The 12,977-nt window shown below is 70.7% G+C and carries 11 protein-coding genes; 10 read left to right on the top strand and 1 reads right to left on the bottom strand.

Going from position 1 to position 12,977, the window contains the following annotated elements; translation table 11 throughout:
* Positions 1-277: 277 nt before the first annotated feature.
* Positions 278-934 carry a GNAT family N-acetyltransferase gene (locus LNK82_RS34435; RefSeq protein ID WP_230571103.1) on the bottom strand — a complete coding sequence of 219 codons (657 nt, stop codon included), beginning with the start codon at positions 932-934 and terminating at the stop codon, positions 278-280.
* A 123-nt stretch (positions 935-1,057) separates the two neighbouring features.
* Here LNK82_RS34435 and LNK82_RS34430 point away from each other — a divergent pair, with 123 nt between their 5' ends.
* The 10 genes from LNK82_RS34430 (at position 1,058) to LNK82_RS34385 (ending at position 12,950) form a co-directional block, all read left to right on the top strand.
* On the top strand, positions 1,058-1,585 hold the full coding sequence (locus tag LNK82_RS34430; RefSeq protein ID WP_230571102.1) for a hypothetical protein: 528 nt from the start codon (positions 1,058-1,060) through the stop codon (positions 1,583-1,585).
* 33 nt (positions 1,586-1,618) lie between these two features.
* The gene (locus tag LNK82_RS34425) at positions 1,619-2,467 is read left to right on the top strand and encodes a DUF3592 domain-containing protein (protein WP_230571101.1); all 849 of its coding nucleotides are present in this window, start codon (positions 1,619-1,621) and stop codon (positions 2,465-2,467) included.
* A gap of 53 nt (positions 2,468-2,520) precedes the next feature.
* Positions 2,521-3,015 carry an NUDIX hydrolase gene (locus LNK82_RS34420; RefSeq protein WP_230571100.1) on the top strand — a complete coding sequence of 165 codons (495 nt, stop codon included), beginning with the start codon at positions 2,521-2,523 and terminating at the stop codon, positions 3,013-3,015.
* A gap of 49 nt (positions 3,016-3,064) precedes the next feature.
* A complete protein-coding gene (locus LNK82_RS34415) occupies positions 3,065-3,379 on the top strand; it encodes a hypothetical protein (RefSeq protein WP_230571099.1) in 315 nt (104 codons plus the stop codon).
* Between the two features lie 92 nt (positions 3,380-3,471).
* The gene (locus LNK82_RS34410; RefSeq protein ID WP_230571098.1) at positions 3,472-4,341 is read left to right on the top strand and encodes an AraC family transcriptional regulator; all 870 of its coding nucleotides are present in this window, start codon (positions 3,472-3,474) and stop codon (positions 4,339-4,341) included.
* Positions 4,342-5,004: 663 nt separating this feature from the next.
* Entirely contained in the window at positions 5,005-6,453 is a 1,449-nt protein-coding gene (locus LNK82_RS34405; protein ID WP_230571097.1) for an RICIN domain-containing protein, read from the top strand.
* Between the two features lie 131 nt (positions 6,454-6,584).
* Positions 6,585-7,631: a rhamnogalacturonan acetylesterase gene (locus LNK82_RS34400; RefSeq protein ID WP_230571096.1), complete on the top strand. Its 1,047-nt coding sequence runs from the start codon at positions 6,585-6,587 to the stop codon at positions 7,629-7,631.
* 34 nt (positions 7,632-7,665) lie between these two features.
* A complete protein-coding gene (locus LNK82_RS34395) occupies positions 7,666-8,523 on the top strand; it encodes an SGNH/GDSL hydrolase family protein (protein ID WP_230571095.1) in 858 nt (285 codons plus the stop codon).
* Between the two features lie 279 nt (positions 8,524-8,802).
* Positions 8,803-11,010: a family 43 glycosylhydrolase gene (locus tag LNK82_RS34390; RefSeq protein WP_230571094.1), complete on the top strand. Its 2,208-nt coding sequence runs from the start codon at positions 8,803-8,805 to the stop codon at positions 11,008-11,010.
* Positions 11,007-12,950, top strand: a complete 1,944-nt coding sequence (locus tag LNK82_RS34385) for a glycosyl hydrolase 53 family protein (protein WP_230571093.1) — start codon at positions 11,007-11,009, stop codon at positions 12,948-12,950. The genes LNK82_RS34390 and LNK82_RS34385 overlap by 4 nt, the downstream gene beginning before the upstream one ends.
* The last annotated feature ends 27 nt before the right edge of the window (positions 12,951-12,977 follow it).

The raw sequence follows: 12,977 nt of genomic DNA, 5'->3' as shown, positions 1-12,977 counted from the left end.
GCCACCAGGCGCGTCATACCGCCACGGGAAGGGCATCGTCGCCGCCACGAGCGCCCTCACCTGCACGTTTGCCCCAGCGGCGGTCCCGCTCGCGCGCCGCACGCCACCGCGAGAACCACACCCGATGAAGATTCGCGTTTCGTGATCGCCGTCCGGTGAGCGGAGTTCACCAAATCGAGGTGTCCGGCACGGAGTCGGCGTTGTCCGCGCGCGACGGACGATTCAGGCGATATCCGGCGGGCCCGGGTTCGTCGAGGGGAATTCGGCGGGGCGAAGATCAGCGCTCGAAGTCCACCCGCATGACGACCCGGCGCAGGGTCGGGTGGCTGACCTGCGTGAACCCGGCCTCCTCGAACACCTGGCGCGCGCCGACGCGCATCTCGCCCCAGATCACGTCCCGGCCAGGCTCGGTGATCATCGCGTAGCCCTCCAGCGCGCGGGCGCCGCGGGCACGGGCGAAGTCGACCGCCGCGCGGGCCAGCAGGTAGGTCAGGCCGCGGCCCCGGAAGCCCTTGCGGACCACGAAGCAGGTCACTGCCCACGTCGTGCCGTCGTCCTTGTCCTCGTCACGTCCCTTCCACGGAATGCGGGACGTGCGCAGCTTCGGGTACGCCGTGCGCGGCTCCACCGCGACCCAGCCCGCCGCGACACCGTCGACGTAGGCCACCAGACCGCTGGTGACCTGCGCGTCCGGCGTGTCGCACCCGGTCTGCTCGCGCAGCATCGCGGTTCGCTCCTCCTGGGTGGTGTCGCGCCAGAACCAGCCGACGACCTTCAACCGCTGGCACCGGCACTGACCCGGCTCGGAGGTGCCGAACACCTCCCGCAGGTCGTCCCACGACGCCTCGTTGGCGGGGACGACGCGGACCTGCCCCTCGGTGATCGGGCCCGTCGTCCCGGCTCCCGCTACGCGCAGCGAGGTGTCGTCGGTCATGCGATGCACGCTAGCCAGGTTTCCGGACGTTCGGCGTCCGCAACCGGCAAACCTGGGACCGGTAGGGCCGGTGGTCCGCCGCACGATGCGATCACCACACCAGCGGCTCGGGAGGCAGGGACCGTGTTCAAGAAGCTCCGGGACAAGATCGACAACGCCACGCGGCAGGCGACGGCGCGGGCCGAGCAGGACTTCCAGCGGCACGCGGCGCAGTTCCAGCAGGAGGCCGCGGCGCAGGGCCACGACATCCGCCCGCAGCTGCCGACGCTCGGCATGCTGTCGCACGCGTTCGGCACGATGACCGACGACCCGGCGATGGCCGCGTTCCTCGCGCTGCCCGGCGAGGAGCAGTTGCGCCAGCAGCGCGAGGTCAACGCGTACGGCCTGAACCTGCGCAGGCTCCACGAGACCGGCGAACCGGCCACCGCCGTCGTCCGCACGCTCGAACCGACCGGGGCGGCGGTCGCCGGCCAGCTCCAGTACACGTCGGCGCTCGACGTGACCCGCGCGGACGGCACGACCTATCGGACGACGATCACGCACCTGGTGCCGACGGTGGCGTTCTCGCAGTACACCCCGGGCACCAAGCACGAAGCGCGGATCGACCCCGCCGACCCCGCGAACGTCGCGGTGTTCGGGCTCGTCGACTGATCCACCGGCCGGGGACGCGGACGAGGAGGGCTCATGTTCCCCTACGGGAAGCTGTGGTGGGCCGGCCTGGGCCTGCCTGACGACCCGGAGCGGGACCGCGCGGCACGTCGCAAGGTGTGGCTGCTCAGCGTGCCGACCGCGTTGAGCTGGGCGGTCGTCGGCTGGTCGGGCGCGCTCGGCATCCTCGACGGGTTCCGGCTGATGTCCCTCGACCGGGTGGACGCCTGGGATCGGGGCCCCTCGACGGTCTCGCTGATCGTGGTCTTCGGCGTCTTCATCACGATCGCGTCCATGCTCGGGTTCGCCCTGAGCTGGGCCGACTGGAGCGGCTCCTGGTGGCCCGGCACGGGGTCCGGCGTCGGCGGGTTCGCCACGGTCCTCGGCCTGGCGGTCGGCACGGCCCTCGCCGCGTCGTCCTGGACGGCTCCGGAGGCGGTCGGCGGGCGGTTGCCGTCGGCCGACGGGCGGCCCGGGGTGCCGTGGACGTTCGTGGACTGGGTCGTCTACTACGCGCCGTACCTCCTGCCCGGCGTGTTCGGCGAGCTCACGGTGGTGGCCGGCGCACTGCTGGCGCACGCGGCGCGGAAGACCCGGAGGCGGCAGGACGCCTCGCCCGACCTGGAGCACACGGGGTGGCGGGTCACGGGGCGGATCGACCACGTCGAGTTCACCCACGACTGGGGGATGGGGAACCCGCGATTCGCGGTACGCGTGTCCTACCAGGGCACCTCCGGCCCGCGCACCGCGGTGGCCACCATGACCACCTCGGTGTTCGCCGCGCCGGTGGTCGGCGGCGCGGTCGACGTGTTCTACGACCCGGAGGACGACGAGTCGATCGTGATCCGGGCACGGCACGACCAGTCCGCGTGGTTCCCGCACTGACCGTTGCCGTGGATCACGAGACGGGTCCGTGACGGCTCGGTAGGGTCCCCGGGGTGCCTCCGGTGAACCTGCGCCACTCGGTTCGCGCGGTCCTCCTGGACGAGGACGACCGCGTTCTCCTCTGCCGCCACGCAATCCCCGGCCCGGCCGGCACGACGGTGGTGTGGGCCGCTCCCGGCGGTGGCGTCGAACCCGGCGAGACACGGCTCGCGGCCCTGCACCGCGAGCTGCGCGAGGAGGTCGGCCTCACCGCCTTCGACGCCGAACCGCTGCCGGCGTGGCGTCAGGAAGCCGTGGGGCCGGAGTACGCGCCGGGCCACGACGGCGTGGTGAACGACTACTACCTCGTGCGCACCCGGTCGTTCACGCCGCGCGGCGCGATGTCCGCCGACGAACTGGCGGCCGAGCACATCAGCGGCCACCGCTGGTGGTCGTTGGCCGAGGTGGTCGGCTACCGCGGCACCGACCTGTTCTCGCCCCGCGACCTCGCCACACCGCTGGCGGCGCTGATCGCGGACGGCGCGCCGGCCGGGCCGATCGCGCTCTGAGCTCCAGCCCTTGACGTGCGCGAACGAGGCAGTGCGCCAAGATGTCCGGATGACCGCGCTCACCTTCGGCCACGCCGACACGTTGATCATCGTCGAGGGGCAGGTGCTGGAGGTGTTCCAGCGTGGCGGCGAGGGTTCCCTCCGGGTTCCCCTCGCGTGGCTCGGGGTCTGGCTCGAGACCGACAAACCCGGCCGGACGCGGATCGTGGTCGGCGCCCGGACCACTCCGGGAGGTCCCGTCTACTCGGCGCAGCCGCTGGAGCTCTACCCGTTCCGGAGGTTGCCGGTGGACGCGGAGGACGTGGCGCGATACCGCGCGTTCTTCGTCGAGGTCGCCGCTCTCGCGGGCCGTCCCTCCGGGTGACGCGCCCGCCGACGGACTGATCGGATCGGTTCGCTGCGGTCGGGCGGGGACGGGGCGCCCGCGGGCAGGGTTGACGTCGAAGGGAGGCCATCGTGATCTCGGCACTCAACCGGCTCGTCGACCTGGTCGAGGAGCACCTCGGCGAGGAGCTCGACGTCGACGCCGTGGCCAGGGCGCTCGGCACGACCGGGTACCACCTGCGCCGGATGTTCTCGTCATTGGCGGGCATGCCGCTGTCGGAGTACGTGCGGCGGCGCCGCATGACCGTCGCCGCCGCCGACGTCGTCCGCGGCGAGGACGACCTGCTGGACATCGCCGTCCGGCACGGGTACGGGTCCAGCGAGGCGTTCGGGCGCGCGTTCCGGGCGGTCCACGGCGCCAACCCCGGTGACGTCCGCCGCGTCGGAGGCCCCCTTCGCGCACAACCGCAGCTCAGGTTCCGCCTGACCGTCGAAGGGAGCACCCCCATGGACACCCGCATCGTCGACCGGCCCGCGTTCCGGCTCGTCGGGCACGCGACCCGCGTCCCGCTCATCCACCACGGCGTCAACCCGCACATCCAGGAGCACATCACCGCGCTGCCGCCGGAGGAGCACGTCCGGCTCAAGGCCCTCGGCGACACCGAACCCCAGGGCCTGCTGCAGGTCTGCGACGACCTCGACCCCGACAGCACTGAGGGCAGCGAACTGACCTACTTGCACGGGGTCGCCGTCACCCGGGACACCCCGGCCCCCGACGACCTCGACGGCATCGACGTGCCGGCGGGCAGGTGGGCGGTCTTCCGCACCGCCGGGGCCTACCCGCAGGCCTTGCAGACGACGTGGGCCGCGACCGCGACGGAGTGGTTCCCCTCCAACCCGTGGCGCCTGCGGCCGGGACCCTCGATCGTCACGGTCCTCGACCGCGCGGACGACTTCAGCACCGCCACCTGCGAGCTGTGGCTGCCGGTGGAACCGGGCTGACCGACGGAACCGTCCACAATGGAGGGCCGGTCGGCGAACAGGCGTTCGTCGGTCGGCCCTTTCCGTCGCGGACATCCCGTGGTTCGTCGTACGCCTGCCGGGTGCTCTGTGAACGTGCACAGTAGCTGGCTCGGTCACGTATGTAAACACGCCAACTCCGTTGGTAGCGCTGGACAACAGCGTCAGGGAACACTGTGCACGTTCCCAGTCCGACATCCGTTCGGTCGCGTGTCACTGGTGCCAACGGCGGAAGCTGCGACAGTGTCCGGGTGATATCCGGAACGCGGGCGAAACTTTTTCGCTGAGGCTGTTGACACCGGGGAGGCGGCGTTCGTACCGTCGCCGTCGGGCCGGTATGCGACCACGGCCTGGATAGCGCTTTCCGCACAAGGCGTCCGGGCGGTCGTGCTATCTCCACATATCGGCTCGTCGAGTGCGAACCTGATTGCCCACTAGTGCGGGTGGCGGCCGTCTCGGAATAGGTGATACGCCGCTGCGTCGAATATTCGACAGGCGGGTCCCATACGAGATGCGGCCATTGACGACGACGCGAAAACGACGCGACTATCGGACTGGAAATGTCCTCTCATCCCGGCGGCTCCGCCGCTGTGCCAACTCCAGGTGAAAGGCACGTACATGACATTGTCGTCATGCGGTGCGGTCGTGCGGTCCGTGCTGGTGGGCGCGGTCGCGGCGCTCGCGCTGGCACCGGTCGCGCCGTCGGCCCAGGCCGCCACCGTCGACACCGCGGCCACCTACGTGGTCGTCGCCCGCCACAGCGGCAAGGCGATGCAGGTCCAGTCCACGGCGGACGGGGGTGCCGTGGTGCAGGCGACCAGGACCGACTCGTCCGCGCAGCAGTTCCAGTTCGTCGACTCCGGCGGCGGGTACTACCGGCTCAAGTCGCGCCACAGCGGCAAGGTGCTGGACGTCGCCTCCTCGTCGACGGCCAACGGCGCCGAGGTGGTCCAGTGGACCGACCGCGACGCCGCCAACCAGCAGTTCAGCCTCGTCGACACCGACGGCGGCCACGTCCGGTTCGTCAACCGCAACAGCGGCAAGGCGCTGGACGTCTGGGAGCGCTCGACCGCCGACGGCGCGCGCGTCTCGCAGTACGACATCAACTCGGGTGCCAACCAGCAGTGGCAGCTCGTCCGCCTGGGCGGCGGCACGCCGGGTGGCACGGGCGCGCCGACCGACCCGAACGTCAAGTACTTCGGCCGGTGGAACACCGCCGACCCCACCGCGTACGTCTCGGAGTGGGCGGGCGCCTACGTGACCGTCGGGTTCACCGGGCGGACCGTGCAGCTCAAGCAGCGCAACACGATCGACTTCTTCGTCAGCATCGACGGCGGACCGGACGTCTCCTACGTCAACCGCAGCGGCACGGTGAACCTCACCCCCACGCCGCTGGCGGCGGGCAACCACACGCTGCGCGTGTCCTACCGGCCGATCGCCGGCTCCTACCGGGGTGACGCGGTCTTCCGGGGCATCCAGCTGGACGCGGGCGCGACGACGTTCGCCCCGCCCGTCCCCGCGAAGCTGATCGAGTTCGTCGGCGACTCCATCACCGTGGGCCAGCAGTCGTCCAAGCAGGCGTTGACGGCCTACGGCTGGCTGGTCGGCGAGCGGCTCGGCGCGGGCCACACCCAGATCGCGGTGGGCGGGGCGTGCCTGGTGTCGGCGGCGGACGGGTGCATCGGCATGAGCGACCGGTTCCTGCGCACCGGTCTGCAGGCCAACGCGTCGAACTGGGACTTCTCCCGGTACCGCGCCGACGCCGTGGTGATCAACCTGGGCACCAACGACGTCGGCCACAACGTGACCAAGGAGCAGTTCCAGAGCGCCTACGTCACCCTGATCCAGCGGGCGCGGCAGAAGTACCCGAACGCCACGGTCCTGGCGCTGCAGACCTTCCGGAAGCGCTTCATCCCCGAGACGCAGGCCGCCGTGCGCATCGTCAACGACCCCAAGGTGCGGTTCGTGGACACCACGGGCTGGATCGTGGAGGCCACCGACACCACGGACAACGTGCACCCGAACGACCAGGGCCACCGCAAGATCGCGGACCGGTTGGCGCCGATCCTGTCCTCGGCCCTCGCGACCGGCTGAGCCGGCGCTCCGGTCACCCCCTGCCCGCTCCGCGTCCGGGGCCGCCTCCTGCCCCGGACGCGGAGCGGCCTCCGGCGCGCCCGCGCCCCCTCCCGCACACCCGCGGTCGAACCGCAGCAAGGAGCACACCCATGCCCACCCTGTCCGCCGTCCTCCGCTCGGCGCTCGCCGTGACCCTCGCGTCGGGCGCGCTCACCGCCCTCGGCGCCGCTCAGGCGGGCGCCGCGCCGGCCAACTGCTCCGGCACCGGCCCGATCACCTGCCGCTACGACGTCGCCCCCGGGCACTACGACGTGACCGTGCGGCTGGGCAGTTCTTCCCGTGCGGCCAACACCGGCATCACCGCCGAGGCCCGCCGCCGGGTGCTCGCCGCCGTGGATACCGGCGCCGGTCAGCTCGTCGACCGGGTCCTCACCGTCAACGTGCGCAACCCCGAAGGGCAGCCGACCGGTCAGGGCGGCACCGGCACGCCGGGGTTGACCCTCGTGTTCGACGGTCGCGCACCCGCGGTCGACGCCATCACGGTCAAGCAGGTCAGGCCGCCGGCGTTGTTCCTGGTCGGCGACTCGACCGTGTGCGACCAGCCCGTCGCCCCCTATGCCGGCTGGGGCCAGGCGCTGCCCGCGCGCCTGCGCGAGGGCCTGTCGGTGGCGAACTACGCCGACTCCGGCGAGAGCTCCGGTTCGGTGCTGTCCAACTCGGCGCTGTTCCCCGCGGTGCGGTCGCAGACCCGGGCGGGCGACACGGTCATGATCCAGGTCGGCCACAACGACAAGCAGACCTCGGCCACCGCGTTCCGCGACAACCTCACCCGCATGGTGCGCGACGTCCGCGCGGCGGGCGGCGCACCCGTGCTCATCACGCCGCCCGTTCGCAGGTTGTTCGACTCGTCCGGTCGCCTCACCGGCACCGCTTGGCACATCAACGGGGTCGGCGTGAACCTGCCCGCCGAGATGAAGACCGTCGCGCGGTCTCAGGGCACGCCCCTGATCGACCTGACCGCGATGTCCGCCGCCCTCGTCCAGCAACTCGGCGTCACCGGGTCCCAGAACCTCTTCCTGACTCGGGAAAAGGGCGATAACACCCATTTCTCGGAATACGGCGCGGCCAGCATGGCGAACCTGGTGCTGAACGATGCCATCCGGCTGGGCGTCATCCGCTCGACGCAGGTCCGCTGACATCGCGAATCCGTCGTAACGACATGGAGGATCAATGAGGATCTCGATGAGGAACAAGTGCCTCGCGGTCACGGCGGCGGTGGGCGCGGCGATGGCGGTCGTGGTGGCGCCGGCGCAGGCCGCGCCCGCTCCCGCGCCCTGCGCAGCACCGCAGGCCGCCGGTCCGGGGACCGCCGCCGCGCCGTTCAAGGTGTGGTTGGCCGGTGACTCCACCATGGCCAACGGCAGCAGCACGTGCCCGGTGGGCTGGGGTCGGGAGTTCGACCGGCTGTTCAACGACGACGTCACCGTCGTCAACAACGCCGTCGGCGGCCGGAGCATCCAGACCTGGCTGTACGAGTCGAACGTCAAGACCACCAAGGACGCCGCCGGCGAATGCGTGGTCAGCCCTCGCACCTACGCCTCGCGCTGGGCGAACATGCTCTCCACCAACGGCATGCGGGCCGGCGACTGGCTGATCATCCAGTTCGGCATCAACGACGGCGACCGCAACTGCCCGCGCCACGTGGGCACCACCCGTTACCGCGAGCTGATGGCGACCATGGGCCGCGAAGCCAAGGCGCGCGGGGTGAAGCCGATCTACGTCACGCCCGTCTCGGCGATCCGCTGCTCCGGTTCCACCGCGGTGGCCACCCGCGGGTTCGTGAACGAGACCATCGCCCAGGGCCAGGCCGACCAGGTGCCGGTCATCGACCTGCACAAGCGCAGCATCGCGCTGTACAACACGTTGCGCCTGTGCCCCAACAACGGCGACTACAGCCAAGGTGCGGTCGGAGCCTTCTTCTGCAACGACCACACCCACTTCGAAGCCGCCGGGGCCGCGCGCATCGCGGAGACCGTCGCCAAGGCGCTGCGGGAACAGGGCATCGGCCTGGCGTCCTCCCTGCGCTAGCGAGGACTGCCTCCACCTCGCGCCAGACGCGACACCTGCCTGTCTCGTGAAAACGTTTACTTCGCGTGATCACGAGGCAGGCAGGTCAGTCGTGCCGCAACATCGTTCGCTGACAGGATTTCGGGCTTCGAGCGCTGTTGACAGCGGCGGGCGAGCCTCTAGGCTGAGGCCACCGGTGTAAGCGTTTTCACCCTCGACCGGCGATGACTGTGCACGTTCACAGTCACCCGGCGGATGGCCTGCCCGACATCGATTCCCCATCCTGTGAGAGGCACCTAAATGACCAGACCACCGCGCACACCCGTGAAACGGCGCGTGCTGACCGCGGCCGTACTGCTGTTCGCGTCGGTGCTGGCACCGCAGGCGGCGTCGGACGCGGCGCAGCCCGTCGCCGAGTCCGCTCCGGCCGCCGCGGTTCCCCCGGCCGCCCAGGACGCTCCGGGCATCGAGGACGCGGCGGACGATCCGCACGGTCTCAAGTCGACGGTGGCCGAGTACCGGTCACGTGTCCCGGCCCGGTACACCACCGACTCGTGGAAGTCCTTCGCCCAGGCGCTGACGGCGGCCGACGACGTCGCGAAGAACCCCTCGGCGGGCGCAACAGAGGTCGCCGGGGCGAAGACGGCCCTGGTCACGGCCGCCGGCGGCCTGGAGGCCGCGGACGAGGGCACGTTCCAGACGATCACCAACAACACGTTCTGGAACGACACCAGCGGCAACCCGATCTACTCGCAGGGCGGCGGTGTCTTCAAGTTCGGCGACACCTACTACTGGTACGGCGTGCACTACCGCGGCGCCGAGAGCTACCGGGCCAACCCGACGCGCAAGTACGACGGCGAGGTCTCGTTCGTGTCGATCCCGGTGTACTCGTCGCGGGACCTGGTGAACTGGAAGTTCGAGAACCGGGTCGCGACGCGCTCGACCGCGATCCACAACGGCAACACCATGGCTTCGACAGGGTGGGTCGGGCGGCTCGGGGTCGTGTACAACGAGAACACCGGCAAGTACGTGCTCGCCACTCAGGCCTACGTCGGCGGCGCGCACGGGGTGCTGCTCCTGCAGGGCAACACGCCGACCGGCAACTTCACCTACGGCTACTTCCAGGGCCAGGTCGTCAACTCGCCGACGACCGGCACCGGCGACCAGACCGTGTTCACCGACGAGGACGGCAAGGACTACCTGATCTTCTCCAACCGCGAAGGACGTTCCCGCGGCTTCGTCAGCAAGTTCCGCGAGTCCGACTCGCTGCGGATCGAGCCGGGCGTGGAGATCCGCCGCGGCGACGGCCGCGAGGGCAACGCCATGTTCAAGCTCGACGGCAGGTACTACCACGCCGCCTCGGCCCTGCACGGCTGGAACACCTCGGTCAACTACGTCAACGAGTCGACCAGCGGCAACATCCAGGGTTCCTACTCGAGCGAGTTCGTCCTGGCCGGCACCGAGATGGACTACAGCCACGTGACCCAGACCGGGTTCTTCGTCACCGTGAAGGGGACCAAGCAGAACACGGTGATCTACGCGGGCGACCGCTGGGCCGACTTCGCCTGGAACGGCATCGGCTACAACCAGTGGGTGCCGATCACCAAGACCGGCGCACGGCCCCGGTTCCACTCGGTCAGCCAGTGGCAGTTCAACGTCACGACCGGCGAGTGGCGGGTCGGGCCGGCGAACAACTACATCCTCAACCCCGATGTCCAGGCCGACCGCGTCATCGTCTCCAGTGTGCGGGGATGGCGGAACCTCGGCGGTTCGGTGACCAACGTCGACGGTGGTGTGAACGGGTCCCGCTTCGCCCTCCAGGTGACCAACAGCGGCGGCGTCGAGCAGCGGATCGACTCGGTGCCCGCAGGCACCTACACCCTGTCCACGCACGCGCGGGGCAGTGCCGGACAGGTCGTGATCACCGGCGCCGACGGCGGCCAACGCACCCTCGGCATCCCGTCGTCGAGCGGCTGGGCCAAGCGCGAGCTCACCGGCATCGCGCTACCCGGCGGAGCCGCCACCGTCACCGTGCGGGCGTCGGGTTCGGGCGGCGTCGTCGTCGACCAACTCTCGCTCGTCAAGACCGACGGCGGTGTGCCGCCGACGGATCGGCGCTACGAGGCCGAGACGGCGCCGGCCGTGTGCCAGGGCACGATCGACACCAACCAGGCAGGCTTCTCCGGCACCGGGTTCTGCAACGGCACCGCCGCCGTGGGCGCCTACGCCCAGTTCACGGTCGACGCCGCGCAGGCAGGCCCGGCGGCGCTGGCGGTCCGGTTCGCCAACGGCCACAGCACCGGCGCGGCGCGCCCGGCGAACCTGGTGGTGAACGGGTCCACGATCGGCACGGTGTCGTTCGAGTCCACCGGTTCCTGGACGACCTGGTCCACCAAGTCCCTCACCGCCGCGCTGAACGCGGGCAGCAACACCATCCGGCTGGAGCCGACCACCGCGGACGGCCTGGCCAACATCGACCGCCTCGACGTAGGAGTCCCGACCGCATGAGCAAGGATCTGAGAACCAAGCGCCCGGCCCGCGTCCTCGCCGGTCTGACGACCCTGTCCACCCTGGTGGCCGCGGGGCTGGTCGCGGGTGCCGCGCCGGCCGGTGCGATCTTCGGAACCGCGGACATCAAGCCTATCGAGAGCAACATCGCCGCCAAGCCGTGGTCCTCGGCGACGGCGGCCAGCGGCTCGTCGACCGCCGGACTGGCCGTCGACGGCGACCCGACGACGGCCTGGCGTCCCGATCGCCCGGGCGCGCGGCAGTGGCTCACCGTCGACCTCGGTGGCGCTTATGACAACCTGCGCAAGGTCAAGGTGGTGTTCCCCGAGCGCGGCGCGGCCCACCGGTACGTCGTCGAGGCCTCGTCGGACGGTCGCCGGTGGCAGACGATCGCCGACCGGTCCCACAACCGGGCCGTGTCGCGGGGGGAGGTGCACCTGTTCACCCGTCCGGGGACGCGTTACGTCCGGCTGACGTTCACGGGTGTGCCCGGCCGGGCCAAGGTCGGTGTCAGCGAGCTCCAGGTCCTCAACTACCTGCGGGACGACCTCGTCCTCGGCGCCGACTTGTCCTGGGTGGACGACCACCAGTCCCGGGAGTACTGGGTCGACCCGTTGGCCGCCGACCGGGGCGCCGGGCCGCACCAGTTGGACGTGGTCAAGGACCGCGGCATGCGGCACGCCCGGCTGCGGGTGTGGAACGAGCCGCGCAGCGAGAGCACCGGTCAGCCCACCGCGGTGCCGCGCCAGGGTCCGCAGCGCACGCTGACCTCGGCGCAGTGGATCAAGCAGCGCGGCCTGGGCCTCGGCATCGACTACCACTACGCGGACTCGTGGGCGGACCCGGCCAAGCAGCCGAAACCGCGCGCCTGGGCCGAGCTGGGGTTCGAGGACCTGAACCGGGCGGTGTACGACTTCACCGCCGATCACCTGCGCCAGTTGATCCGGCAGGGCACGACGCCGGACAAGGTCGCCGTCGGCAACGAGATCATCAACGGGTTCATGTACGGCAGCGAGGCGGCGCTCATCGGCACGACGGATCCGAAGTACTTCGTCGACCAGGCCGACGTCTACCAGTCCCAGCCCGGCGGTGGGCTGCTGTGGCGGTACTGGGGCTCGACCGACCCGGCCGAGCAGAAGCTCTACGACGAGGCGTGGGACCGGTTCACGACCCTGGCGGCCTCCGGGATCAAGGCGGTCCGCGACGCGTCGCCGAAGTCCGAGGTCGAGATCCACGTGATCGTCGGCAAGGACCGCCTCGCCAAGACCATGGAGTTCTGGCACCAGTTCCTCACCAGGGTGAAGGCCAAGGGCCAGGACCCCGACGTGCTGGCCATCTCGTACTACTCGGAGTGGCACGGCACGCCCGAGGCGCTGGACGTCAACCTGCACACCATGGCCACGACCTACCCCGGTTACAAGATCGACATCGCCGAAACCGCGTACCCCGCCTCGGGCGGCGACGGCTCGCCGATGCCCAACTCGCCGTTCCCCCGCACGATCCAGGGGCAGGCGGACGCCATCCAGCGGGTGTTCCAGGCCGCCAACGACGTGGTCGACAACAAGGGCGCCGGCGTGCTGGTGTGGGAGCCGGCCGGCTTCCAGGCGATGTTCCGGGCCGTGCCGGGGCTGGCGAACACGTGGGAGCCGCACGCGTCCATCAACGTCTTCAACGCCAGTCGCGCCGAGCACGTCCTCCAGGACACCGTCCACACGGCCACTCCGGTGGGCGTCGCACCGAAACTGCCCGCCACCGTGCAGGTGCTCGCCACCGCCGACAACAAGATCACCACCACCTCCGTCCGGTGGCAACCGCTGCCGCCCGGCGCCACCGACAAGCCGGGTGAGGTGACGGTCACCGGCATGACCGCCCGAGGACCGGTCACGGCGGTCGTCGACGTCCTGCCGCGACGCGGCGACCACGACGTGTCGGACTCATAGCCCCCGCCTGCCGAGGAGTGCCCTCCA

This window comes from Saccharothrix luteola (genome assembly GCF_020859565.1).
In the GTDB taxonomy this organism is placed as follows: Bacteria; Actinomycetota; Actinomycetes; order Mycobacteriales; family Pseudonocardiaceae; genus Actinosynnema; species Actinosynnema luteola.
This window is presented reverse-complemented; position numbering and strand designations above follow the sequence as displayed.